Annotated in this window: 24 protein-coding genes and 1 rRNA gene; 11 read left to right on the top strand and 14 right to left on the bottom strand. The window is 45.5% G+C overall.

Features of this window, described 5'->3' with window-relative positions; genetic code table 11:
• Positions 1 to 135: 135 nt before the first annotated feature.
• The 5 genes from OCV36_RS16190 to OCV36_RS16170 all read right to left on the bottom strand — a co-directional run bounded on the left by OCV36_RS16190 (position 136) and on the right by OCV36_RS16170 (position 4,160).
• Complete coding sequence (locus OCV36_RS16190) at positions 136 to 735, bottom strand: thiol:disulfide interchange protein DsbA/DsbL (protein WP_004735755.1); 600 nt, start codon at positions 733 to 735, stop codon at positions 136 to 138.
• A 55-nt stretch (positions 736 to 790) separates the two neighbouring features.
• Positions 791 to 1,777 (bottom strand): serine/threonine protein kinase, encoded by a 987-nt coding sequence (locus OCV36_RS16185; protein WP_135458824.1) that lies wholly within the window; start codon positions 1,775 to 1,777, stop codon positions 791 to 793.
• A gap of 74 nt (positions 1,778 to 1,851) precedes the next feature.
• On the bottom strand, positions 1,852 to 3,270 hold the full coding sequence (ccoG, locus tag OCV36_RS16180; protein WP_017073846.1) for a cytochrome c oxidase accessory protein CcoG: 1,419 nt from the start codon (positions 3,268 to 3,270) through the stop codon (positions 1,852 to 1,854).
• A 327-nt stretch (positions 3,271 to 3,597) separates the two neighbouring features.
• On the bottom strand, positions 3,598 to 3,861 hold the full coding sequence (locus OCV36_RS16175; RefSeq protein ID WP_017073848.1) for a YihD family protein: 264 nt from the start codon (positions 3,859 to 3,861) through the stop codon (positions 3,598 to 3,600).
• Between the two features lie 131 nt (positions 3,862 to 3,992).
• Positions 3,993 to 4,160 carry a hypothetical protein gene (locus OCV36_RS16170; protein WP_017073849.1) on the bottom strand — a complete coding sequence of 56 codons (168 nt, stop codon included), beginning with the start codon at positions 4,158 to 4,160 and terminating at the stop codon, positions 3,993 to 3,995.
• Positions 4,161 to 4,443: 283 nt separating this feature from the next.
• Here OCV36_RS16170 and OCV36_RS16165 point away from each other — a divergent pair, with 283 nt between their 5' ends.
• Both OCV36_RS16165 and trhA read left to right on the top strand, forming a co-directional pair.
• Positions 4,444 to 5,235, top strand: coding sequence for a sporulation protein (locus OCV36_RS16165; protein WP_029224899.1), 792 nt, complete (start codon positions 4,444 to 4,446; stop codon positions 5,233 to 5,235).
• 143 nt (positions 5,236 to 5,378) lie between these two features.
• The gene (trhA, locus tag OCV36_RS16160) at positions 5,379 to 6,032 is read left to right on the top strand and encodes a PAQR family membrane homeostasis protein TrhA (protein ID WP_017073851.1); all 654 of its coding nucleotides are present in this window, start codon (positions 5,379 to 5,381) and stop codon (positions 6,030 to 6,032) included.
• Here trhA and OCV36_RS16155 read toward each other — a convergent pair.
• The 6 genes from OCV36_RS16155 to def form a co-directional block, all read right to left on the bottom strand.
• A complete protein-coding gene (locus tag OCV36_RS16155; RefSeq protein ID WP_135458792.1) occupies positions 6,029 to 6,607 on the bottom strand; it encodes a DUF3157 family protein in 579 nt (192 codons plus the stop codon). The two genes, trhA and OCV36_RS16155, sit on opposite strands and share 4 nt — an antisense overlap.
• Positions 6,608 to 6,633: 26 nt before the next feature.
• A complete protein-coding gene (locus OCV36_RS16150) occupies positions 6,634 to 8,079 on the bottom strand; it encodes a TrkH family potassium uptake protein (RefSeq protein WP_135458790.1) in 1,446 nt (481 codons plus the stop codon).
• A gap of 97 nt (positions 8,080 to 8,176) precedes the next feature.
• Entirely contained in the window at positions 8,177 to 9,553 is a 1,377-nt protein-coding gene (trkA, locus tag OCV36_RS16145; RefSeq protein ID WP_017073854.1) for a Trk system potassium transporter TrkA, read from the bottom strand.
• Positions 9,554 to 9,663: 110 nt separating this feature from the next.
• The gene (gene rsmB, locus OCV36_RS16140; protein WP_017073855.1) at positions 9,664 to 10,944 is read right to left on the bottom strand and encodes a 16S rRNA (cytosine(967)-C(5))-methyltransferase RsmB; all 1,281 of its coding nucleotides are present in this window, start codon (positions 10,942 to 10,944) and stop codon (positions 9,664 to 9,666) included.
• A 119-nt stretch (positions 10,945 to 11,063) separates the two neighbouring features.
• Positions 11,064 to 12,029 (bottom strand): methionyl-tRNA formyltransferase, encoded by a 966-nt coding sequence (gene fmt / locus OCV36_RS16135; RefSeq protein WP_135458788.1) that lies wholly within the window; start codon positions 12,027 to 12,029, stop codon positions 11,064 to 11,066.
• A 38-nt stretch (positions 12,030 to 12,067) separates the two neighbouring features.
• Entirely contained in the window at positions 12,068 to 12,580 is a 513-nt protein-coding gene (gene def / locus OCV36_RS16130; RefSeq protein ID WP_029224900.1) for a peptide deformylase, read from the bottom strand.
• A 140-nt stretch (positions 12,581 to 12,720) separates the two neighbouring features.
• Between def and OCV36_RS16125 the strand changes: the two genes are divergently transcribed.
• Genes OCV36_RS16125 through OCV36_RS16110 form a run of 4 tightly spaced genes read left to right on the top strand, consistent with a single transcriptional unit; the run spans position 12,721 to position 15,983 of the window.
• Positions 12,721 to 13,812, top strand: a complete 1,092-nt coding sequence (locus OCV36_RS16125) for a LysM peptidoglycan-binding domain-containing protein (protein ID WP_135458786.1) — start codon at positions 12,721 to 12,723, stop codon at positions 13,810 to 13,812.
• Positions 13,809 to 14,921 (top strand): DNA-processing protein DprA, encoded by a 1,113-nt coding sequence (dprA, locus tag OCV36_RS16120; RefSeq protein WP_135458784.1) that lies wholly within the window; start codon positions 13,809 to 13,811, stop codon positions 14,919 to 14,921. Before OCV36_RS16125 ends, dprA begins: the two co-directional genes overlap by 4 nt.
• Before the next feature lie 3 nt (positions 14,922 to 14,924).
• Positions 14,925 to 15,401 (top strand): DUF494 family protein, encoded by a 477-nt coding sequence (locus OCV36_RS16115; RefSeq protein ID WP_017073860.1) that lies wholly within the window; start codon positions 14,925 to 14,927, stop codon positions 15,399 to 15,401.
• 12 nt (positions 15,402 to 15,413) lie between these two features.
• Positions 15,414 to 15,983: a DNA topoisomerase family protein gene (locus OCV36_RS16110; protein ID WP_135458782.1), complete on the top strand. Its 570-nt coding sequence runs from the start codon at positions 15,414 to 15,416 to the stop codon at positions 15,981 to 15,983.
• An 86-nt stretch (positions 15,984 to 16,069) separates the two neighbouring features.
• On the opposite strand, the gene OCV36_RS16105 is transcribed toward OCV36_RS16110, so the two are convergent.
• Together OCV36_RS16105 and purE are read right to left on the bottom strand one after the other, a co-directional pair.
• On the bottom strand, positions 16,070 to 17,200 hold the full coding sequence (locus OCV36_RS16105) for a 5-(carboxyamino)imidazole ribonucleotide synthase (protein WP_135458780.1): 1,131 nt from the start codon (positions 17,198 to 17,200) through the stop codon (positions 16,070 to 16,072).
• A 5-nt stretch (positions 17,201 to 17,205) separates the two neighbouring features.
• Complete coding sequence (purE, locus tag OCV36_RS16100; protein ID WP_017073863.1) at positions 17,206 to 17,691, bottom strand: 5-(carboxyamino)imidazole ribonucleotide mutase; 486 nt, start codon at positions 17,689 to 17,691, stop codon at positions 17,206 to 17,208.
• 195 nt (positions 17,692 to 17,886) lie between these two features.
• On the opposite strand from purE, the gene OCV36_RS16095 reads away from it, so the two are divergent.
• The 4 genes from OCV36_RS16095 to OCV36_RS16080 all read left to right on the top strand — a co-directional run bounded on the left by OCV36_RS16095 (position 17,887) and on the right by OCV36_RS16080 (position 20,573).
• The gene (locus OCV36_RS16095; RefSeq protein ID WP_029224901.1) at positions 17,887 to 18,444 is read left to right on the top strand and encodes an L-threonylcarbamoyladenylate synthase; all 558 of its coding nucleotides are present in this window, start codon (positions 17,887 to 17,889) and stop codon (positions 18,442 to 18,444) included.
• A 19-nt stretch (positions 18,445 to 18,463) separates the two neighbouring features.
• Positions 18,464 to 19,381: an oxygen-dependent coproporphyrinogen oxidase gene (hemF, locus tag OCV36_RS16090; RefSeq protein ID WP_135458778.1), complete on the top strand. Its 918-nt coding sequence runs from the start codon at positions 18,464 to 18,466 to the stop codon at positions 19,379 to 19,381.
• Positions 19,382 to 19,455: 74 nt separating this feature from the next.
• Complete coding sequence (aroE, locus tag OCV36_RS16085; RefSeq protein WP_135458776.1) at positions 19,456 to 20,286, top strand: shikimate dehydrogenase; 831 nt, start codon at positions 19,456 to 19,458, stop codon at positions 20,284 to 20,286.
• Positions 20,287 to 20,303: 17 nt separating this feature from the next.
• Positions 20,304 to 20,573 carry a DUF1488 family protein gene (locus OCV36_RS16080; RefSeq protein WP_135458774.1) on the top strand — a complete coding sequence of 90 codons (270 nt, stop codon included), beginning with the start codon at positions 20,304 to 20,306 and terminating at the stop codon, positions 20,571 to 20,573.
• Here OCV36_RS16080 and OCV36_RS16075 read toward each other — a convergent pair.
• Complete coding sequence (locus tag OCV36_RS16075; protein ID WP_017073868.1) at positions 20,570 to 21,115, bottom strand: gamma carbonic anhydrase family protein; 546 nt, start codon at positions 21,113 to 21,115, stop codon at positions 20,570 to 20,572. The two genes, OCV36_RS16080 and OCV36_RS16075, sit on opposite strands and share 4 nt — an antisense overlap.
• 584 nt (positions 21,116 to 21,699) lie before the next feature.
• On the opposite strand from OCV36_RS16075, the gene OCV36_RS16070 reads away from it, so the two are divergent.
• Positions 21,700 to 23,254: ribosomal RNA gene (locus OCV36_RS16070) — 16S ribosomal RNA — on the top strand.
• The last annotated feature ends 81 nt before the right edge of the window (positions 23,255 to 23,335 follow it).

Below are 23,335 nucleotides of genomic sequence, written 5' to 3'. Positions count from 1 at the left end.
GGGCTCCTTGCCCACCGGTTCTTAGGACGGGTTATTAATATCAGTAAAGCTCTGAGTTTTATGGCTGATTATTTATCAATGATGATTTTTGAACTAGGAAAAAAAAGGAAGCCGAAGCTTCCTTTAATCATTACCTTACTTCTTTAACAAGAAGTTAACCAGCTCGAAGTATTCATCGAGAGAGTTAATACCTTGAGCGTCAATCAGGTAGCGGTTGTTTACTACAACAGCTGGAACGCCGGACAAGCCGCTGTCTTTGAATGCTTTGTCGAAGCGACGAACCATCGAATCTACCGCAAAACCATTGTATGCCGCGTCGAATTTCTTAGCATCAACACCTTCGTCTAAGAAGATTTGACGCAGTTCTGCTTCATCTCTTGGTGGCTTGTTCATAGTGTGGATGCGGTTAAACATCACTGGCACCATTTTATCTTCAACTTTTAATGCGATCATGGTTGCGTAAGCTTTGCTCATTGGCAGGCCCATATTGCCACCCATGAATGAAACATGGTTCTTCTGTAGCTTAGCGTCTTTAGGAAGCTGCTGTTTTAACTGCTGGATGATAGGCTCAAAGCTATTACAGTGTGGGCAGTAAAAAGAGAAAAACTCTGTCACCATTGGTTTCTTTGATGCTTCTAGATCGAGGACTTTGTAGTGCTCACCTTCGTTAAATTTCGCAGCGTGAGCGGATAGGCTCAACATGATCAATGAGAAAAATGCGAATAGCTTTTTCATTTATCCAATCTCCATTATGTTTGAATTTTTATCTAGTTGTATGTTGCGATTGTTGTTACCACTGAGGCATTAACGAAAGTGGTGGTTCTTGCAGGGTAGCAATTTGCTCTTTACAAGCAAGTACTTGTTGCTCCCAATATTTAGGGTCATTAAACCATGGGAAGGCCAAAGGAAAAGCAGGATCGTGCCATCGTTTTGCTAACCATCCCATGTAATGCACCATACGTAGACCGCGCAGTGGTTCGATTAGTTTCAGTTGTGATGGATTAAAGTCACAAAACTCCTGATAACTTTCCAACAAAATATCCAACTGCATCAGCTTATCTTGGCGTTCGCCGTTAAGTAGCATCCACAGATCTTGTACCGCAGGTCCATTACGTGAATCGTCGAGATCGACGAACATCGGTCCGTCTCGCCATAAAATATTACCTGGGTGGCAGTCGCCATGTAGGCGAATATTATCAACCTCTGTCGGCCATTGGTGTTCTAACTCTTTGATCAGTAAATCGATATCGTTAAAGAAAGCATTCTCTAAATGTGTTGGAATAAATTGGGATCTTTCTAGAATTTTACGAGGCTGATAGAGGTATTCATCTAAGCTAATGGTTGGGCGGTGCTGGAATGTTTTACCTGCACTTGCTTTATGAATTCGACCAAGGAAGCGTCCTACACCTTCTAATTGGTTTAAGTTATCCACCTCGTACTGCCTGCCACCCACACTTTCAAACAGTGTAAACAGATAGCCTTTATATTCATGTAAGGTTTCACCATTGATGCGTATCGGTGGTGCGACTGGAATTTCTTGATCGATCAGCTCAAGTGTAAAGTCGTGCTCTTCTTGTATCTGTTCTGTGGTCCAACGTTGTGGACGATAAAATTTCACAACGTAGCGTTTACGGTCTTCATCTATAAATTGATATACCCGGTTTTCGTAGCTGTTGAGGGCGAGCAGGCCTGATTCCGCTCGAACTCCAATGCTCTCCAGTGCGTACCACATGAAGTCAGGTGTTAAGTTATCAAAGTTAAAGGCTTGTATCGTCATAGAATAAAAAAGGCTCATTACTGAGCCTTTTTCCATTTATTGGGTATGTATACCAACTGTTGAGGTTGTTGGTATTAGAGCTTCTTGATAAAGCGGCTTTCGACTTCCATCGTAAACTCTTCATTATCCGAGAGTATAAACTGAATTGTCGAAACTGGTGAGCTGAGTTTTTCTGGATCGACGCCCAAACTGATAGGCAGGTTCAAAACCTCGCCCGGATCGACAGTAATGGTTTGTTTACCGTACCAGATAGAATCAGGCAGCCCGCTGACATCAAGCTTGTACTCTTGTTCTTGCTGAGTTTTGTTGATCACCTTTAAGGTGTAAGTATTTTCAACAAGCCCTTGGTTATTGATTCTAAATAGCTGATTTCTGTCACGCAACACGCTTAGTCCTGCCGGATCAACACTCGCTATCTGTGCAAAGAACAAACCCAACATGACGATCAATATAGCGCCATAACCTAGCAATTTAGGGCGCATTACCTTGGTTGTGTGACCATCGAGCCTGTGTTCAGTGGTGTAATTGATCAGTCCTTTCTCATAACCCATGCGTTCCATTGTGTTATCACAGGCATCAATACAGGCACCACAGTTAATGCATTCGTATTGAAGACCATCACGGATATCGATACCCGTTGGGCACACTTGTACACATAGGTTGCAGTCAATACAGTCACCAAGGCCTAGTGCTTTATGATCGGCTTTGCGAGAGCGAGGACCACGGCTTTCACCACGCTCGGTGTCATAACCTACGATGAAAGTGTCTTTATCAAACATAGCTGACTGGAAGCGAGCGTAAGGACACATGTGCAGACAAACAATTGAACGCATCCATCCGGCATTGGCATAAGTACATCCAGCAAAGAACAATACCCAAAACACAGGCCAGAAAGTCGAGTTTAAGGTAAAGAAGCCAACAACCAATTCTTTGATTGGGATGAAGTAGCCCACAAACGTTAAGCCTGTTGCGATGGCAATCGCCCACCATGCAATGTGTTTGAGTGTTTTTCTGATCGCTAGGTTGGCGGTGAGCTTGTTTGAATCTTGTTTTCTTCGTTTATTGGCAGCACCTTCTAACTTCTCTTCGAACCAGATGTACATAAAGGTCCACACGGTCTGAGGACACAAGTAGCCACACCAAACACGGCCTAAAAAGGTAGTGATAAAAAACAGGCCGAACGCAGCAATCATAAATAGGATGGCGAGGAGCGTCAGATCTTGCGGGTACAACGTGGTGCCAAAGAAGTTGAACTGTTGGCTGCCGATATCGAGCAAGATCGCTTGTCGTTCACCAAATGGAATCCATGGGATAAGCGCAAAAAGTAAAAGTAAGAACCAACCACCATAGCGGCGCAATTGTTGGAATTTACCTTTGCTTTCTCGAACATAGATTCGGTTACTTGGGTTAAATCGATCTCCATTACCTTTATGTGTTTTCGGGTTAAAGGTTTTAGGCGTCACATCTTTGATATCGATTTTATCCTGACTCATGGACTATCCTTTTTGTGGCATGTTTGCCCTGTTAAAGAGGGCATGACGACATTACTTGAAAGTATGGTTTAGAGAACCTATTGAAATTGAGCTTGGTGCATTTGTTGTTATCGCACTCGCTCTTATTATTTTAGAAGATTCTTATGGATGGCGATTATAGCGACAATCTTGTTCTCATTTCTTTAACGCTATCAACCTTTAACAACAAAAGTCATAACAGTTGTGACGAAAAAATAGCGAACAGAAACAAAAAAGCGACCGAGTGGTCGCTTTTTAGAATTGAGCAATTTATTTATAAGGCAATTAAGCTTTAACGCATTTAAGCAGTTAAAGGATGCCACGCGCTTTTAGAATCGCGGTTTTGAAATCATCTTCTTGGTCTTTTTTAAGGCCTGGGATCATTTCATCTTTTTCACTGTTACGCATTTTGAGGTGATAGATCAGAACGTCGTCTGTCAGTTCTTCAAGTTTACCTTCGTAGCCAGCTTCTTTTGATAGCTTAATGATGAACTGTAATAAGTTAAGCTCTTGATCTTTCTGCCACTCAGGCTCCATCAGCTCAAGTAGTTCTTCAATGCGGTGACACTTCATACTTTATTCTCCACAAATTTTATAATGATTTGTGACTAAGGTATCAAATCGGATAGGGAATACCAATGTGTAAACGCATTTCAGGACGATAGAGAGCAAGAAAAAAAGCGCAGTAAAAACTGCGCTTTTTGTTAAGCGGCTTTAATTACTTTTGTTGCAGTCGGTGCTAATAAAGCAGTCTTCTCAACTAAAGTCATTGTTGGAGCCAATTTCTTTGCCATTGGAGCGGCTGCAAAGCCACTACGACGACGCATCGCACTACGGTTGGTGTGCGAGAACCTGACAGGTGTTGGGCGCATTAAGTTACCTAACGGTCAGGCATATCCATTGCCAATCTAATGGCCTGATTTACCATGAGATCCGCCTCAATTTCTTGAAGAGTCACTCGTCTGGCTTTCGCCAATCCGAATAATAAATCAGGATAATGATATGCATGCATATCAAGGCTAAGATTATCACTATCTAAGTTATCGATCGACGCCTGAGTGATAAATAGACGATATTAGAGCTAAAATAGTGTGAGCAGTATATTTGAGTTTGAACCTCTTTCAGGCTTAATATGATGTTTTAAAGGAGGTGCATATGTCGTTCTTGAAGAAAACGTTAGCAAGTTTTGGTATTGGGTCTGCCAAGGTGGATTCTGTATTGCAACAGGAAGTGCTTTACCCAGGGAAAAAGGCGAGCATTATTGTGCATGTGTATGGTGGCTCTCAGCCACAGGAGATAGATAACATCGATCTGAACCTGTGCTGTCGTTATGTAAAAGAAGTCACCATGAATTCCCAAAGACAAGAAGGTGGCCATAAACGCCGAATGCACCAGACGTACTCATTGGCAAAATGGAGTCTGCCGTATGCCTTTGTTATTCAGCCGGGAGAAACCCGCGATTTTGAATGTGAATTTGATGTACCGCTGAATACCCCAGTCACGATTGGTGATTCAAAGGTGTGGCTTGAAACAGGGCTCGACATTGCGATGGCGATTGACCCATCGGATAAGGATATTCTAACGGTTCGCCCTGATGCACTCCTCGATGGTATTTTTAACGAACTCGAAGCTCACGGGCTGCGGATTCGCCAAGTTGAATGCGAAGCGGTGGATGGTTTTGAACTGCCATTCGTACAAGAGTTCGAGTTTGTGCCGACTACTGGCCCTTATCATGGCCGTTGGCGTGAATTGGAGGTTGTCGCTCATCGTGGTGAGACAGAACTTAAGTTGTGGTTTGAGATAGACCGCAATCGCGATGGCGCAAAAGGCATGTTGGCGAGTTTGCTGGGAATTGGTCAGCTACAGCGTCAATTGAGCGTCCCGCTTGATACCTCACCAGAAGATGCCGGTAAGATGGTGGTTGAGTATTTAGAAAGCGCGTCTTAGCGGAATCGCATATATTCACCTAGTCACAACGGTTAGCTTATCGCACATCTTAGAAGCCATTTTGTCATAAAAATTTAAGCTTACACGTGTAAGCTTAATGTGCAATACTAGTCTAATCGAACATTTACTCTAGTAGGATACTCATGTCTGCATCATCAGCCAGCGAATACAGTGACATCGAAGAGCGCGCTAATGCGATAACCCATGGTTTGGGTGTCGTACTTGGCGTAGTGGGCCTGATCCTGTTATTGATTCGTGCGTTTGATTACCAAGCTGACATGCTAACCATTACCAGTATGACGGTATACGGCAGCAGCATTATCCTTCTCTTTCTTGCTTCCACGCTTTACCACTCGATCACCACAGAAAAAACCAAGCGCTTACTCAAAACGCTCGATCATTGTGCGATTTATTTACTTATTGCAGGTAGCTACACGCCTTTTTTATTAGTCGGTTTGAGAACCCCGTTAGCGATGGGCTTGATGGCGGTGATCTGGGGAATTGCGCTGGTGGGCATCATCATGAAGATTGCTTTCGTATACCGATTCAAGCGCTTATCGCTGTTCATTTACTTGGCGATGGGTTGGCTATCTTTGATTGTGGTTTATCAATTGGCGATGAACATCAATATCGGTGGTTTGGTATTGCTGGCGGTCGGTGGGGTGATTTACTCGCTGGGTGTCATTTTCTATGTGGCAAAACGCATCCCTTATAACCATGCCATCTGGCACCTGTTTGTGTTGGCGGGCTGCGCTTGCCATTTCTTCGCTATTTACTTGTACGTGACTCCGGTTTAACGAGCTAGCACCTCAACAATTTCAGCTTTGATTTGATACTCTGGATATTGATCAACAGCTAGGTTGAGCGACGTACCTTCGGCATCGGTTTTTGGTCGAAGGTAGGTATCTGCCATACGCTTTATCGATTTCCAAACCGCTACTGTTTTCTCTTCTAATAATTCACCACTTGGTGAATACACACCTAACTTCAAAGACACTAAGATCACAGCCTGCGTACCTTGATTGGTAATCGCCGTTGGGATGATCAGCTCACCATCTTCATAGTGGCTAGCACCGAGCACCACATCTACTCCAGATTGAGATAGCTGTAAGCTTGGTTTTTTACTATCAACGACAATCGTAGTGCCACGCACATTAGTCGCGACTGGGACGGCTACAACAGGCACCGTTGCGACTGGCGTTGCGGTTGTTGTTTCTATTGTTTGTTTCTCCACAACATATTGCCAAGTAAAGTCATCTTTTAGCAGTATTTGCTTCCCATCTTGCAGAGCCACGACTTGGTCGGCGAATGCAGAGCTCATACATACTGAGTTTGCGAGCAGCACGCTTGCGATAAATAGGGGTGATTTCATCTGTGTTTCCTTGATTTTTCGCGCAATTAGCGTCGCCAAAAGGCTGGGAAAAATAAAACAATGAGCGTCAATATTTCGAGTCTGCCCATCAGCATTCCCAAACTTAATAGCCATTTAGCAGCGTCTGGTAATGGAGCAAAGTTCCCTGTTGGGCCTATCACGCTCCCCATACCTGGGCCGACGTTGGCAACGGCAGTGATAGCGCCAGATATGCTGGTTACAGGATCAAGCCCCATCGCACTCAGCCCACCGGCAATTAAGATAATCGTGATAAAGAACATCAAACCAAATGCGACTAGAGAACGCACGATGTCATCACTGACTGGGCGTTGGTTGTAGCGTTGAACGAACACACCTGATGGGTGAATCAGCTTCATCATTTGTTTATGCAGCATGGTCATGGCGATTTGGAAGCGGAAGATTTTAATCCCGCCAGAGGTTGAACCTGAACATGCCCCTGCCATCATCAGAAAGGCAAATAACGTAGTTGGCAGTGCGCCCCAAGCTGTGAAATCTTCAAGGCCAAAGCCTGTTGTGGTGACCACTGACACGATGTTGAACATCGAGACTCGTAGTGCATCCATTGCGCTATAGCCATCTCTAACCACCAACCAAGTCGATATTACGGCACTGGTGACCAAGAATAGGTAAGTAAAGCCTCTTACCTGCGCATCTTTATAGAGTATTGCAAGCTTTCTGCCGCGCAGTGCGCTAACAAACAGTAAGAACGGCAGGCCACCAAGAAACATGAACACCGTTCCGACCCAGTGAGCACTATTAGAGAAGTGATTCATGGAGCCGTCTGAGGTTGAGTAACCACCAGTAGAAAGAGTGGTGAATGCGTGGTTGATTGCATCGAAGATGCTCATTCCTGCAAACAGGTAGCTAACTATGCACAAGCCCGTAAGGACTAGATAAACCGCCACGATGTTCTTCGCTACGGTTTTCGCTCTAGGGCTGCTTTTATCAGACCAATCGGATGATTCAGTTTGGAATAGGCGCATACCACCAACGTTGAGCATCGGTAGTACAGCCACCGCCATTACGATGAATCCTATACCACCAAGCCATTGCAATATTGAACGCCACAGTAGAATGCTTGGCGCCATGCTATCCAAACCACTCAATACGGTTGAACCCGTTGTAGTGATACCAGACATGGTCTCGAAGTAGGCGTCAGTAAAGCTGATGTGGTTAATGAAAACAAAAGGCAGAGCTGCAAAGGCACTGGCAATAGTCCATACCAGAGAGGTGATCAGGAACATGTCCCGCACCCCTAATCGAAATTTAGCGGAACGGCCTAAATTCAAGCAGATAAACGCCACAATGTGCGTGATCACTACAGATTTACCAAACTCGAGAAAACCACCAGTGCCTGTAACGAAGGCAACTAATGTTGGTATGTACATGAAAAGGGCGAGTTTTGATAACACCAACCCAATCACTAATAATATCGGACGAAAATTGACCATAGCTTAATAGACCATAGCTTTAATAGATCACCGTTTTAATAGACCACAGCTTTGTGCCGAGCGCGGTTCTCATGAGAAAAATCTCACAAGAAGAGGGCTACAAGAAGAAGGGGCTCGGTTGGAAAAGAGACTCGACATCGGGCACGTATTTTTTATCCACTAGGAACATAACTACATGGTCATCTTGTTCGATTACGGTTCTATCGTGTGCGATAAGCACCTCTTCTCCGCGAACAATTGCACCGATGGTAGTACCTGGTGGTAGTTTGATGTCGCCAATCGCTCTGCCGACAACCTTGGATGTGGTTTCGTCACCGTGAGCAATGGCTTCAATCGCTTCTGCGGCACCGCGACGCAGTGATGATACGTTTACAATATCAGCACGACGAACGTGAGTGAGCAGCGCAGAAATTGTTGCTTGCTGCGGAGAGATCGCAATATCGATCACACCACCCTGAACCAGGTCGACATAAGCACCACGCTGAATCAGTACCATTACCTTCTTGGCACCCATTCGCTTAGCGAGCATGGCTGACATGATGTTGGTTTCATCTTCGTTAGTTAAGGCGATGAATACATCAACTTGATCGATGTTCTCTTCGGTGAGTAGCTCTTGGTCTGCGGCATCACCACAGAATACGATGGTGTTTTCTAGCTCTTCAGACAGCTTCTCAGCTCGGGTGTAACTGCGCTCGATTAGCTTGATACTGTAGCTTTGTTCAAGACGCCTTGCCAAGCTTGCACCGATGTTACCGCCACCAACAATCATGATACGGCGGTAAGGCTTTTCTAAGCGTTGTAGTTCACTCATTACCGAGCGGATATGGTTACTCGCTGCCACGAAGAACACTTCATCATCGGCTTCAATGATGGTGGTACCTTGTGGGCGAATTGGTCGACCTTGACGGAAGATAGCCGCAACACGAGTATCAATGTGAGGCATGTGCTCACGTAGTGCGGAAAGTGCGTTACCTACCAATGGACCGCCGTAGTAAGCTTTTACCGCGACTAAGCTAACCTTTTGTTCAGCAAAGCTAACTACTTGCAGTGCGCCTGGATATTGGATAAGGCGCTCGATGTAGCTAGTAACGAGCTCTTCGGGTGCAATTAGGTGATCGACCGGTATCGCCCCCGACTTAAAGAGTGCTTCTTTCTCTTCTAGGTATTGAGGAGAACGAATGCGGGCAATTCGGTTTGGCGTATTGAAAAGAGAGAAGGCAACCTGACATGCAGCCATGTTGGTTTCATCCATATTGGTTACCGCAACCAACATATCGGCATCTTGTGCACCTGCTTCACGTAACGTGTTTGGGTGGCTGGCATAACCGTTGATAACCCTCAGGTCATATTTATCCTGAAGTTCACGCAGTCGGTCAGCGTTACGATCGACAATAGTGATATCGTTGTTTTCACCAACTAGGTTTTCAGCAAGGGTACCGCCAACTTGTCCAGCACCTAGGATAATGATCTTCATAGCCTGTCTCTTTTCTTTACCGTAGTAATCCTAGTGATCTGATTTTTCTTTGATGACTCACTAGAAAGAAACAACGGCTAAGAAATTAAATTCTTAGCCGTTGTTAGTTGTTATGCCTGTTTTACTAGAACTGCGTAGTAGAAGCCATCCATATCTTCTTCTCCAGGCAGTATTTGACGACCCGGATTTTCGATATCAGACCCAACAAGTGTTGCGTTCTCTGTACGCTCTAGGAACGCCTTCACTTGCAGCACATTTTCTTGCGGCGTGATAGAACATGTCGCATAGACCATGGTGCCGCCTTCTTTCAGCTGATTCCACATTGCATCCATGATCTCACTTTGCAGTTCTGCTAGTGCGTCAATATCAGATGCGCGGCGTAGCCACTTGATGTCAGGGTGGCGACGGATTACACCCGTTGCTGAACATGGAGCATCAAGCAGGATGCGGTCAAACTTATCACCCATCCACCACTCTTCAGGGTAGCGAGCATCGCCACAGATTACGTCGGCGCGCAGTTGTAGGCGTTCTAGGTTATCGTAAACACGGTCTAGACGTTTGATATCACAGTCAATCGCAACCACTTCTGTGTCTTTAGTATGCTCAAGAATGTGCGCGGTTTTACCACCTGGCGCTGCACAACAATCTAGGATTAGCTCACCATCTTTTGGTGTTAGGTAATCAACGGAAAGCTGAGCGGCTGCGTCTTGTACTGATACCCAACCTCTGTCGAAGCCAGGAAGCAAAGTAACATCACAAGGCGCTGCTAATTTTATGGCATCTGCAGCTTCAGGGTGCAGTGTGTATTCAATGTTTTCGTTTTTCAGTAGTTCGGCGTACTCGTCACGAGTGTGGTGCTGACGGTTTACGCGCAACCACATTGGTGCCTTGCTGTTGTTTGCTTCAATTAATTGCTCCCACTGATCTGGGTAGCTTTCTTGAAGCATTTTTAGAATCCAGCTTGGGTGAGTGTATTTACCCGCATTGTGGCTAACCGCTTTTTCATCCAACTCTTCTTGGTCACGCAGGTAGCTACGTAACACAGCGTTGATCAAACCGCTTAGGCTTGGACCACGCAATGTTTTGGTTGCCTCAACAGTTTCAGCAACTGCAGCATGCGAAGGAATACGCATAAAGCTCAGTTGGTAAATACCCACTAAAATTAGGTGGTGGAATACACGCTTTTTGCCTTTAAGTGAGTTGTCCATTAATTCGTTAGCGATTGACTCTAAGCGAGGCAAGTAACGAAGTGCACCGTAGCAAATCTCTTGCAGTAGAGCATGGTCTCGCGGACGAATCGTTTTTTGAGCCGCAGGGAGAGCGTGTGAAAGAGAGTGGCCTTTGTCGACAACTTGGAATAGGACATTTGCAGCAGCAGCGCGAACATTCATGAGGGATACCGAATATTTATTTGAATACATGAGGGCATCTCTGCCCTCGTAAAGGTTTTCTAAGCTATTTTATCTAAAGCTACACGTTTCTAAGTGCATATAAAGTAGCTTTAAAGTGGTTAAGAAAGTTGAGTACCAACTTCAAACCAGCTTGCACGTGAGTTCAAGATATCCTGAACTGACATGGCTTTCTTACCTGGAACTTGTAGCTGTTCCAATACAAGTACTTTATCGCCAGTAGCAACATAGATACCCGTTTTATCAGCTTTGATAATTGTGCCAGCTGGCGCAGATGTTGATTCTTCATCAACACGTGTTTGCCAAACCTTAATGCTTATATCTGCATCAGAGCTGCTATCAACAATCGCAAAGTGACTCATTGGCCATGGATTGAAAGCGCGTACACAACGTTCGATGTGTTCTGCACTGTCATTCCAATCAATTTTAGCTTCTTCTTTGCTTAGCTTCTTCGCGTAGTTAGCAAGTTCGTCGTCTTGCTTTTCTGCGACGGCTTTACCTGAAGCGATGTTTGCTAAACAATCAACAAGAGCATCAGGGCCAAGGCCAGCCAACTTCTCGTACATTGAAGCGCTCGTATCTGTAGCTTCGATTGGTAGCGTTGCGATGCTTAGCATATCACCGGTATCTAGGCCGATATCCATCTGCATGATCGTTACGCCTGTCTTTTTATCACCAGCCCAGATAGAGCGTTGGATAGGAGCAGCACCACGCCAGCGCGGTAAGATAGAACCGTGCACGTTGATACAACCCAAGCGAGGTGTATCTAATACAGCTTGTGGAAGAAGCAAGCCGTAAGCTACGACAACCATGATGTCAGCATTCAAATCGGCTAGTTCTTGCTTAGCTTCATCTGACTTGAAGTTTTCGGGTTGGTAAACCGGAATATTATTTTCAAGTGCGATGTTTTTTACTGGACTCGCAGTCAGTTTTTTACCGCGGCCTGCTGGACGATCTGGCTGTGTGTAAACAGCAATAACTTCATGCTCCGAAGACAACAACGCCGCCAAGTGACGGGCGGCGAAATCCGGAGTACCTGCGAAGACAATTCTTAAAGATTGACTCAAGGTAGACTTCCTTCTTAATTTAGTAATAGCAGCGGTTATTAACCTTGTTTCTCGTTGAAACGTTTAATCTTCGCTAGCTTATCTTGAATACGTTTGCGTTTTAGTGGCGATAGGTAATCAACAAACAACTTGCCTTCTAGGTGGTCAAGTTCGTGCTGAACACAGATAGCCAATAGATCATCGGCGTCGAATGTGAATTCGTTGCCATCGCGATCTAGTGCTTTAACCGTTACTTCTGCAGCGCGAGGTACTAGAGCTCGAGCGCCTGGTACAGATAGGCAGCCTTCTTCGATACCATCTTCGCCACGCTTATCGGTAATTTCAGGGTTGATCAGAACAATCGGTTCATCACGTGTTTCTGAAATATCGATAACAACGATGCGTTGGTGGAAATCTACTTGCGTTGCCGCAAGGCCGATACCTTCTTCGTCGTACATGGTTTCAATCATGTCATCGACTAACTTTTGAATCTCTGGGGTAACTTCTTTTACCGGTTTCGCCACGGTACGTAGACGATCATCTGGTAATGTTAATACTTGTAATACAGACATATACACTCGAAATATTGAACTGTGCCGAAACAGCTTAAACCTTGTTGGCTCAATTCTAGACATTTTAGAGGTCAAATGACAGCATCCTGAAGTTAATTCTCTAATCAGATGTCATATATTCAGACCAAGGAACCTAGGTCATGCGTCATTTTTCTCCCACTTTTTCTCTTATTTGTGCCTCGCTTTCGTTCGCCGTTATGGCTGGAAATAGTGAGCAACCTTTAACCATTAAACAAGGCGCACCCGAGGCGTATGTGGTGGTTAAGGGTGATACCTTATGGGATATATCTACGATGTACCTCGATAGCCCATGGTTGTGGCCAAGGTTATGGCAGGTAAACCCTGAAATAGAAAACCCTCACCTTATTTACCCTGGAGATAAATTATCTTTGGTTTGGATTAATGGCGAGCCTGTATTGAGCCTCAAACCCGTTATCAAGCTTAGCCCTAAGATTCGCATCTCTGAGAAGAAAGCAGTACCTACCGTGAATGAGGGCCTGGTTCTGCCGTATTTACAATCTGACCGCTTGGTTGAGCAACAAGATATTCAATCGGCTCAACGAGTGCTAGGGACGAGTGATGGAAAGAGATTTTTATCGGGTGAAGACCGGTTGTTTATCTCGGGCAACCAACAGCATCAAAATTGGGGTATCTACCGCGCCGTTGAAACCTACCACCGACAGCAACCTCAAGCGAGTATGACCTCGTTACGTTTGGTCGCCACGGCACGCTTAAAAGAGGTGGATGCTGAGTTCAGTAGTTTACAGATAGAGACTCAGCTGCAAGAGGTGTTACTTAATGACTTCGTGTTACCAGAGCTTGGCGTTGATCTGGTGAAGCTCTCAACCACGTTTTACCCTGCGCCTAGTGCTGCGGGTCAGTTTGCCAATATCTTGGGTTCATTAGATGGCAGCCAATACAGCGCAAAGAATCAGGTGGTGGTTATCAATAAAGGCTCACAGGACAATCTTCGCCAAGGCTCTATGTTTACCCTCAGCGAAAGCGGCGCTGTGGTGTTTGGTAAGCAAGGTGAATATAGCTACAAAGAGTCTGCGGCGAGCGATAAGGTGCAATTGCCAAGTACCTCACTCGGTAGTTTGATGGTCATCCGCCCTTATGAGTATTTTAGCTTAGCTTTGATTACTCAGAGCTCTAAGCCCGTGAGTAATGATATTTTGGCAGTATCGCCTGTGGATCTTGTTTTGACGGAACAAGTTAAGGGCTCAGAGTGAATGAGCAACAACTTAGCGCTTGGCTCACGCTGAGTTTTGTTCCGCAATTGGGTGGCAAGCGACTTTCTCGCCTGCTGAGTATCGATTCCCCTTCTAATATTGTTGGTTACTCAAGCCCGCAACTGCAAGCGATTGGCTTGTCAGCTAAGCAAATCTCCTATTTAAGAGAGCAAGCCCCAAGAGAAGTGGAGGCTTGCCTAGCATGGCAAGCAAGACAACCCAACCATCACATCATTACCCCGAATTGCTCGCATTATCCCAAACTGCTGAATGAGGCCGCCTCTGCGCCAAGCGTGCTTTTCGTTAAAGGTCACGTTGAAAAACTGATTGAGCCTCAAATCGCTATGGTCGGCAGTCGCAATGCCAGTCTCGAAGGGTTGCAAACCGCGAAGTCCTTCGCCAAAGAGTTCGTCCAAAACGGTTTGATTGTAACCAGTGGGTTAGCGCTAGGCATCGATGGTTATGCTCATGATGGCGCTTTGGATAAAGGAGGAGAAACCTTTGCCGTATTAGGCTCAGGTCTTGATTCTATCTACCCAGCACGACACAGAAATTTAGCCGATAGAATTTGTGATAATGGTGCGTTGATTTCAGAGTTCCGTCCAGACGCCAAACCCAGACCTGAACATTTTCCTCGTCGTAACCGTATTATTAGTGGCTTATCTTTGGGAACATTAGTTATTGAGGCGGCTGAAAAAAGTGGTTCTTTAATTACGGCTCGTTATGCCTTAGAACAAGGTAGGGAAGTGTTTGCGCTCCCAGGCTCGATCCATAGCCCAACCAGTCGTGGAGGCAATAGCTTAATTAAAGCTGGCGCATGTTTGGTACAGAGTGCTCAAGATGTATTGGTTGAAATAAAGAGTCTGTTAAACTGGTCTATAGATCAACAGCCAAGCTTGTTCGAACCCTCACAAAGTATGGGTGAGAATGAACAATTGCCATTTCCACAGCTGTTCGCTAACGTAGGGCTAGAGGCGACACCCGTTGATATTTTGGCACAGAGAACCCATATACCTGTGCATGAGGTCATGATGCAGCTTTTAGAGCTTGAGCTCTCAGGGCATGTTGTTGCAGTTTCCGGTGGCTATATTCGAAAGGGGAGAGGCTAAGCTATGATGATGGACATACTGATGTACTTGTTTGAAACCTACATCCATAGCGATTCTGAATTGCAGGTGGATCAAGACGAACTTGAAGATGAGCTTCTTCGAGCAGGGTTTCACCAAGATGATATTTATAAGGCCCTCCATTGGTTGGAAGATCTTGCAGCATTGCAAGATACGGACAATCAAGCGGCGATTACTATGTGTTCCAATACCTCGATGCGTATTTATACCAGTCGAGAGATTTCACGTATTAATATGGAGTGCCGAGGTTTCTTATTGTTCCTTGAACAGATCAATGTACTCACGACAGAGATTCGTGAAATGGTGATTGATCGTGTGATGGGGCTTGAAACCAGCGAATTTGAATTGGATGATCTGAAATGGATTATCTTAATGGTGCTATTTAATGTGCCGGGTAATGAAAGTGCTTACACGCAAATGGAAGAGCTGTTGTACACCAAAGAGCAAGGTATCTTGCATTAATACAGGCTTGTCATGAGTAGTAAGATTGATAATCAGCTTTTTTCAGCACATGAACATGCATTAGAGCATGAACCATGTCCACAGTGTGGTGGAGAGCTTCAGCTTCGCCATGGTAAGCACGGCCCATTTTTAGGCTGTAAGCAGTATCCGAGCTGTGATTACATCAAGCCTCTACATCAAAACGATGGTCACGTAGTGAAAGAGCTGGGTGTGCCGTGTCCTAAATGCCAAAACGAATTGGTATTAAGGCAAGGTCGCTTTGGGATGTTCATTGGTTGTAGTAGCTACCCAACGTGTAATCACATCGAATCTTTGGATCAACCAAAAGAACAACCTGAAGAGCAGCCACTTGTTGCTTGCCCTGAGTGTGGCAGAGGTCATTTGGTTGAGCGTAAATCTCGCTATGGCAAGACCTTCTATGCGTGTGATAACTACCCTAAGTGTAAGTTTTCCGTTAATCAGCCACCTGTTATAGGTCGTTGTGAACAGTGCCAGTTCCCGTTGTTACTTGAGAAGAAAACAGCCAGTGGCACTAAGAAGCAATGTGCTGATCGCAAGTGTCATCACATTCAATCTCAGTAAGTGAATGATCAGAAATAAAAAACGGCGCTCAATGAGCGCCGTTTCTATATCCAATGAACTTTTTATATCAATAAGCCAATGTAGGCTTATTTCATCTGCTCAGCAAACTCATGCACAGCAGGGTAGGCTTGCTTATCAAGAATGTCTGCCAGTGAGTACAACGCTCTTTGCAGCTCTGCGTTGTAGTCAGCGCTCACGTTAATGTGGCCCATCTTTCGACCCGCACGCTTCTCTTTGCCATACCAATGAACATGACAGCCATCTTGAGCCAGAATAGCTTCAGGTAGGGTATCTTCACCAAGAATGTTGATCATTGCGGTTGGGCGAATCAGCTTAGTGCTGCCTAATGGCATCCCACATACGGCACGTAGATGGTTCTCAAACTGACAAGTTTCAGCGCCTTGTTGTGTCCAGTGGCCCGAGTTATGAACACGTGGTGCAATCTCATTCACTAGCAGTGAACCTTGAACATCAAAGAACTCTAGCGCGAGTACGCCAACGTAATCCAAACGCTCTGCAACGGCGGTGAACATGGTTTTCGCTTGCTCTTGCAGCTCAATGTCATCAATGGCTGTCGATAAGCTCAATACGCCGTCGACGTGAACATTTTCGGCTAGTGGGTATACTTGAATATCTCCATTGATACCACGAGCACCGACAAGTGATACTTCGCGGTCAAACGGAACAAACTCTTCAGCCACAATGGCTTGGTTGTCTGTTGCGGCGATGCACTCAGCCATTTCTGTCCAAGTTGACTCAACATTATCTAATGTCTTTAAGCGCCACTGGCCTTTGCCATCGTAGCCGCCAAGTGTGCTCTTCAAGACCATTGGCAAGCCTACGTGAGCAATCGCAGCGTCAAAGTCTTCGCGAGAGTTAATCACGTAGTACTTAGCATTTTTTACATTTGCTTCGTCTAACAGGGCTTTTTCAAGACGACGGTCACCGCCAGCTTTGATTGCTTCTGTTGTCGGTAAGAACTTACCGCTGCGCTCACACACCTCAAGTACATCGTGAGGGATATGTTCGAATTCAGCAGTAATGACGTCCGCACGCTCAATCGCATTTTCTAGGCCGTTGCCTAGAATCGCTTGCGTTAATGGATGAACAATATTTTTGCTGCCAACATCAAAAGCAGAAATTTCAATATTCAGCGGTGCCCCAGCTAGGGACATCATGCGAGCAAGTTGGCCCGCGCCTAACACAAGAACATGCATGGAAATTAGTCCTCTGCAGGGTTTGGATTAGCAAGAACCGTTTCTGTTTGCTCAGAGCGGAACGCTTCGACTTTTGCCATCACGTCTTCATTGTGTGTACCAATGATTTGAGCCGCTAGGATGCCAGCATTGGCAGCGCCAGCTTCACCGATAGCCAGAGTGCCTACCGCGATGCCTTTTGGCATTTGTACGATAGAAAGCAGAGAGTCCATGCCTTTTAGTGCTTTAGACTGAACAGGAACACCCAAAACAGGTACGCTTGTGAAAGCAGCAGCCATACCTGGAAGGTGGGCAGCGCCGCCCGCTCCTGCAATAATTACTTTAATACCGCGCTCTTTCGCACTGGTTGCGTAGTCTGCAAGCAACTGAGGTGTGCGGTGAGCAGAAACCACTTTTGTTTCGTACGCCACGCCAAATTGATCCAACATTTCTGCAGCTAGCTTCATTGTTGGCCAATCAGATTTAGAACCCATGATAATACCGACAGTCATCTCAAACTCCTTCAGGTACGATTTAATTAGTGATTAGATATTTTGCGCGCATTATACGGGTAAAATTGCTCAAGGAAAACGTTTGCGTCAGTCTAAGTTGTTAATTGATACATTTTATGAACAAATAGCTTTAGTCACAGTGAATGATAATTTGTACACTTAGCGAGTTCGATAACAGAATTAATGAGGCAACTCTTGGATAACTTTCAACATACTTTGCAGGCATTACAACAAGGTGAAGTCATTGCTTACCCGACCGAAGGCGTTTTTGGGGTTGGTTGTGATCCTGATAATCCACAAGCCATCAAGAAATTGCTCGACTTAAAACAGCGACCGATGGAGAAAGGGTTGATCCTAATTGCTGCGAGTTACGAGCAGTTGTTGCCTTATATTGACGAAAGCCAGCTGACGGAAGTGCAGTTAGCGACCGTAAAAGCAACATGGCCAGGCCCGGTGACTTGGATCATGCCAACCAGTAGCAAAGTGACAGACTGGGTCAGCGGCCAATTTGATTCCATTGCAGTACGAGTGACTGATCACCCTTTGGTTCAAAGGATGTGTAATGAATTCGGTAAGCCGTTAACCTCTACCAGTGCTAACCTGACTGGAGAACCGCCTTGCATGACGACTGAAGAAGTTCAGCAGCAACTTGGCCAATACCTAGTCGCTATTTTAGAAGGTCAAACGGGTGGTCGTGAGAAACCAAGCGAAATTAGAGATGCAAAAACGTCGAAAATATTAAGACAGGGTTAAACCCTGCAAAGGAAGTAAGATGTCAGCAATTGATAAAGAAGCAGTAAAGCAGTTTTTACTGAGCCTACAAGATTCGATTTGCCAACAGCTTGAACAAGCTGATGGTGCAGCACTGTTTGAAGAAGATGCATGGCAACGTGAACCTGGCGAGCGCCTTGGTGGCGGTGGTCGAACTCGCGTGATGACCAATGGTGCGGTATTTGAACAAGGTGGGGTTAACTTCTCTCACGTAGCGGGTAAGGCTATGCCTGCCTCTGCAACCGCTCACCGTCCTGAATTAGCCGGACGCAAGTTTGAAGCTATGGGTGTCTCATTAGTTATTCACCCTAAAAACCCATATATCCCAACCTCACACGCGAACGTTCGATTCTTCATAGCAGAAAAAGAAGGTGAAGACCCGATTTGGTGGTTTGGTGGTGGTTTTGACTTAACGCCATTTTATCCTTTCGATGAAGACTGCCAATCTTGGCATCAAACCGCTAAAGATCTTTGCGTGCCGTTTGGTGATGATGTTTATCAAGAACATAAAGAGTGGTGTGATAAATACTTCTATCTGCCTCACCGAGACGAAACACGCGGTGTAGGTGGTCTGTTCTTTGATGATCTTAACGAGTGGGGCTTTGAAAAGAGCTTTGCTTATATGCAGGCGGTGGGTGAAGGTTTTGCAGCCGCATACTTACCAATAGTAGAACGACGCAAAGAGACACCCTATGGTGAGCGCGAGCGTGATTTCCAACTTTATCGTCGTGGTCGCTATGTTGAATTTAACCTAGTCTATGACCGTGGCACCTTATTTGGCCTGCAAAGCGGTGGTCGCACAGAGTCTATATTGATGTCGATGCCGCCGTTGGCGCGTTGGGAATATCGCTATGAACCACAAGCGGGCTCACCAGAAGCTCTTCTTTATAGCGACTACCTAAAGCCTCGAGTTTGGTAGTTCTTCCTTCCTTATAGGGATAGTGATAGGGTCATCTATATAGATGACCTTTTTTATTTCTGTTAGGTAAGGATATGACACAGCAAGTAGATCGTTATGCCGTTTTCGGTAACCCTATTGGGCAAAGCAAATCGCCATTCATTCACACATTATTTGCTCGCCAAACCAGCCAACAACTTACCTATACAGCATTACAGCCAGAACATCGTGAATTTATCACTGCTGCGAAAGCCTTTTTCAGCGAAGGTGGTAGAGGATGTAATGTCACAGCACCTTTTAAAGAAGATGCGTATCAGTTTGCCAATCGCCTAACGGAGAGGGCTGAACTAGCCGGTGCTGTAAACACACTTAAGAAGCTCGATGACGGAGAAATCATTGGTGATAACACCGATGGTGAGGGTTTAGTTCAAGACCTGCTTCAACATCAAGTTGCGTTAAAAGGAGCTCGCGTTCTTCTTCTTGGCGCTGGTGGTGCTGCGAGAGGAGTGATTCAACCTCTTCTCGACCAAAAGCCAAAACAGTTGGTGGTCGCAAACAGAACCAGTTCAAAGGCTGAACTTCTGGCTGAGATGTTTTCTTCGCATGGCAACATCAAGGGGATGGGGTTAAGTGATGTTAATGAAGGCTTTGATGTCATTATTAACTCTACTTCATCAGGTCTAAGCGGGCAGCTTCCTGAAGTGTCCGATGCTATTTTCAATTCTAATAGCGCCGTTTATGACATGGTTTACGGATCTGGAACGACGGTATTCAATCAGTGGGCATTAGATAATGGTGTTCATGCTGCTTATGATGGTTTGGGTATGCTAGTGGGGCAGGCAGCAGAGAGCTTTATGCTTTGGCGTGGCCTTCGCCCGGGAACAAAACAGATTTTAAGAGAACTACGTAAAAACCTAGAGATGTAATGAGGTATTTATAAAAAATGAATCAATCAATTCTATTTCCAGATATCCAAGATTGGGATGAAGATAATCAATCAATCACCTTCCCAGCACAGCAGTCGGGCGCGCTGATTGAGTGTGTTATGTCTATTGAAGAATTATCAAGATTAGCCGGTAAAGAGATAAAAGAAGGCGACCAAGCTTTAACTCTCTTCACTGAGTTGCGTTTTGATATTGAAGAGTTGGCTGAAGAGCTAATAGAAGAAGAGGAGTATGACTCCTCTAATCGAATTCAGATTAAAGCGCTTTAGGCTGGAAGCACAGAGTCTAGATAGTCGTTTTTGTTCTGAACATAGTTGTCAGCTGACTTCTGTAAAAAGGCACGTTCTTTATCGTTTAATGGGCGTGCTTGCTTTACTGGGCTTCCTACATATAGATAACCACTTTCAAGGACCTTGTTCGGTGGCACTAAGCTACCAGCACCAATCATCACTTCTTGTTTGATGATGACGCCATCAAGCACGATTGCTCCCATACCAACCAGTACGCGATCTTCAATGGTGCAGCCATGCAACATTACTTTATGCCCGATAGTGACATCATTACCTATTAATAGAGGGTAACCCTCAGGGTTTTCAGCGTTCTTATGGGTAACATGTAAAACACTACCGTCTTGGATATTCGTTCTATCTCCGATATGAATGTGGTTCACATCCCCTCGAGCGGCAACCAAAGGCCACACGCTAGAGTCGTTACCGATTTTGATATCACCAACCAGTACCGAACTTGTATCTATATAGACACCTTGTCCAATCTGAGGGGATATTCCTTTATAACTGCGTATTGAACTCATAAGTCCTCCTTTATATAGGCACCTTAAGCCCTTAATTACGGCGAATACTAGTGTAAATGGGGTGTTTTGAGCAAAAAACGTTCGAACAATCAAAAAAGTAAGAAAAACTTCAAAAAGGGCTTGCCAGTGTGATCGAAATCTCTATAATGCGACCTCGTTGAAACGGGAAGGTTTCTTAGGAAACCAGAACGAATCAGCAAGCCAAATTAGCCAAGCTAAACGCTTGAAAGAAGTTTTGAAAATAGTGGTTGACACTAAAACTTAAATCGCTAAAATGGCCGTCCGATTTGAGCGAAGCTCAAAAAGGAAAAGCTCTTTAACAATTTAAACCTATCAATCTGTGTGGGCACTCGTTGATGAATATCAAAACGTTATTACTTAGGTAATGACAGTTACTTCGGTAACAAACTTGATTTCAATGAACTGAGTGACCAATACGAATAACTTCGGTTATTTGGCACAGTCAATTCATTACCATTCTGTTGGAATGGTAATAGCTTTAGAATTACATGTTCTTTGTTTATTTTCGAATAGGCGAATGAATATTAGTTTTGAAGTCAGTATTCGTTGAGTCACAAAATCTTAAATTGAAGAGTTTGATCATGGCTCAGATTGAACGCTGGCGGCAGGCCTAACACATGCAAGTCGAGCGGAAACGACACTAACAATCCTTCGGGTGCGTTAATGGGCGTCGAGCGGCGGACGGGTGAGTAATGCCTAGGAAATTGCCTTGATGTGGGGGATAACCATTGGAAACGATGGCTAATACCGCATAATGCCTACGGGCCAAAGAGGGGGATCTTCGGACCTCTCGCGTCAAGATATGCCTAGGTGGGATTAGCTAGTTGGTGAGGTAATGGCTCACCAAGGCGACGATCCCTAGCTGGTCTGAGAGGATGATCAGCCACACTGGAACTGAGACACGGTCCAGACTCCTACGGGAGGCAGCAGTGGGGAATATTGCACAATGGGCGAAAGCCTGATGCAGCCATGCCGCGTGTATGAAGAAGGCCTTCGGGTTGTAAAGTACTTTCAGTTGTGAGGAAGGGTGTGTAGTTAATAGCTGCGCATCTTGACGTTAGCAACAGAAGAAGCACCGGCTAACTCCGTGCCAGCAGCCGCGGTAATACGGAGGGTGCGAGCGTTAATCGGAATTACTGGGCGTAAAGCGCATGCAGGTGGTTCATTAAGTCAGATGTGAAAGCCCGGGGCTCAACCTCGGAACTGCATTTGAAACTGGTGAACTAGAGTGCTGTAGAGGGGGGTAGAATTTCAGGTGTAGCGGTGAAATGCGTAGAGATCTGAAGGAATACCAGTGGCGAAGGCGGCCCCCTGGACAGACACTGACACTCAGATGCGAAAGCGTGGGGAGCAAACAGGATTAGATACCCTGGTAGTCCACGCCGTAAACGATGTCTACTTGGAGGTTGTGGCCTTGAGCCGTGGCTTTCGGAGCTAACGCGTTAAGTAGACCGCCTGGGGAGTACGGTCGCAAGATTAAAACTCAAATGAATTGACGGGGGCCCGCACAAGCGGTGGAGCATGTGGTTTAATTCGATGCAACGCGAAGAACCTTACCTACTCTTGACATCCAGAGAAGCCAGCGGAGACGCAGGTGTGCCTTCGGGAGCTCTGAGACAGGTGCTGCATGGCTGTCGTCAGCTCGTGTTGTGAAATGTTGGGTTAAGTCCCGCAACGAGCGCAACCCTTATCCTTGTTTGCCAGCGAGTAATGTCGGGAACTCCAGGGAGACTGCCGGTGATAAACCGGAGGAAGGTGGGGACGACGTCAAGTCATCATGGCCCTTACGAGTAGGGCTACACACGTGCTACAATGGCGCATACAGAGGGCAGCAAGCTAGCGATAGTGAGCGAATCCCAAAAAGTGCGTCGTAGTCCGGATTGGAGTCTGCAACTCGACTCCATGAAGTCGGAATCGCTAGTAATCGTGAATCAGAATGTCACGGTGAATACGTTCCCGGGCCTTGTACACACCGCCCGTCACACCATGGGAGTGGGCTGCAAAAGAAGTGGGTAGTTTAACCTTTCGGGGAGGACGCTCACCACTTTGTGGTTCATGACTGGGGTGAAGTCGTAACAAGGTAGCCCTAGGGGAACCTGGGGCTGGATCACCTCCTTATACGAAGATAGTCACGATGAGTGTCCACACAGATTGATTAGGTTTAGAAAAGCAAAGAGAAGAAGAACTCCCAAGGTTCTT

This window comes from Vibrio echinoideorum (assembly GCF_024347455.1).
Taxonomy (GTDB): Bacteria; Pseudomonadota; Gammaproteobacteria; order Enterobacterales; family Vibrionaceae; genus Vibrio; species Vibrio echinoideorum.
The sequence above is the reverse complement of the archived record's forward strand: the minus strand, read 5'-3'. Positions and strand labels throughout refer to the sequence as shown.

Excerpts from the sequence above, each read along its gene's own strand:
- OCV36_RS16185 (WP_135458824.1), bottom strand. The coding sequence starts at position 1,777 with ATGACGATACAAGCCTTTAACTTTGATAACTTAACACCTGACTTCATG.
- OCV36_RS16110 (WP_135458782.1), top strand. The coding sequence starts at position 15,414 with ATGAGTAGTAAGATTGATAATCAGCTTTTTTCAGCACATGAACATGCA.
- OCV36_RS16125 (WP_135458786.1), top strand. The coding sequence starts at position 12,721 with ATGCGTCATTTTTCTCCCACTTTTTCTCTTATTTGTGCCTCGCTTTCG.
- purE (WP_017073863.1), bottom strand. The coding sequence starts at position 17,691 with ATGACTGTCGGTATTATCATGGGTTCTAAATCTGATTGGCCAACAATG.
- hemF (WP_135458778.1), top strand. The coding sequence starts at position 18,464 with ATGTCAGCAATTGATAAAGAAGCAGTAAAGCAGTTTTTACTGAGCCTA.
- OCV36_RS16115 (WP_017073860.1), top strand. The coding sequence starts at position 14,925 with ATGATGATGGACATACTGATGTACTTGTTTGAAACCTACATCCATAGC.
- OCV36_RS16080 (WP_135458774.1), top strand. The coding sequence starts at position 20,304 with ATGAATCAATCAATTCTATTTCCAGATATCCAAGATTGGGATGAAGAT.
- trkA (WP_017073854.1), bottom strand. The coding sequence starts at position 9,553 with ATGAAGATCATTATCCTAGGTGCTGGACAAGTTGGCGGTACCCTTGCT.
- ccoG (WP_017073846.1), bottom strand. The coding sequence starts at position 3,270 with ATGAGTCAGGATAAAATCGATATCAAAGATGTGACGCCTAAAACCTTT.
- OCV36_RS16155 (WP_135458792.1), bottom strand. The coding sequence starts at position 6,607 with ATGAAATCACCCCTATTTATCGCAAGCGTGCTGCTCGCAAACTCAGTA.
- OCV36_RS16165 (WP_029224899.1), top strand. The coding sequence starts at position 4,444 with ATGTCGTTCTTGAAGAAAACGTTAGCAAGTTTTGGTATTGGGTCTGCC.
- OCV36_RS16175 (WP_017073848.1), bottom strand. The coding sequence starts at position 3,861 with ATGAAGTGTCACCGCATTGAAGAACTACTTGAGCTGATGGAGCCTGAG.
- OCV36_RS16170 (WP_017073849.1), bottom strand. The coding sequence starts at position 4,160 with ATGCGCCCAACACCTGTCAGGTTCTCGCACACCAACCGTAGTGCGATG.
- OCV36_RS16190 (WP_004735755.1), bottom strand. The coding sequence starts at position 735 with ATGAAAAAGCTATTCGCATTTTTCTCATTGATCATGTTGAGCCTATCC.
- OCV36_RS16105 (WP_135458780.1), bottom strand. The coding sequence starts at position 17,200 with ATGCATGTTCTTGTGTTAGGCGCGGGCCAACTTGCTCGCATGATGTCC.
- def (WP_029224900.1), bottom strand. The coding sequence starts at position 12,580 with ATGTCTGTATTACAAGTATTAACATTACCAGATGATCGTCTACGTACC.
- OCV36_RS16075 (WP_017073868.1), bottom strand. The coding sequence starts at position 21,115 with ATGAGTTCAATACGCAGTTATAAAGGAATATCCCCTCAGATTGGACAA.
- rsmB (WP_017073855.1), bottom strand. The coding sequence starts at position 10,944 with ATGAATGTTCGCGCTGCTGCTGCAAATGTCCTATTCCAAGTTGTCGAC.
- trhA (WP_017073851.1), top strand. The coding sequence starts at position 5,379 with ATGTCTGCATCATCAGCCAGCGAATACAGTGACATCGAAGAGCGCGCT.
- aroE (WP_135458776.1), top strand. The coding sequence starts at position 19,456 with ATGACACAGCAAGTAGATCGTTATGCCGTTTTCGGTAACCCTATTGGG.
- OCV36_RS16150 (WP_135458790.1), bottom strand. The coding sequence starts at position 8,079 with ATGGTCAATTTTCGTCCGATATTATTAGTGATTGGGTTGGTGTTATCA.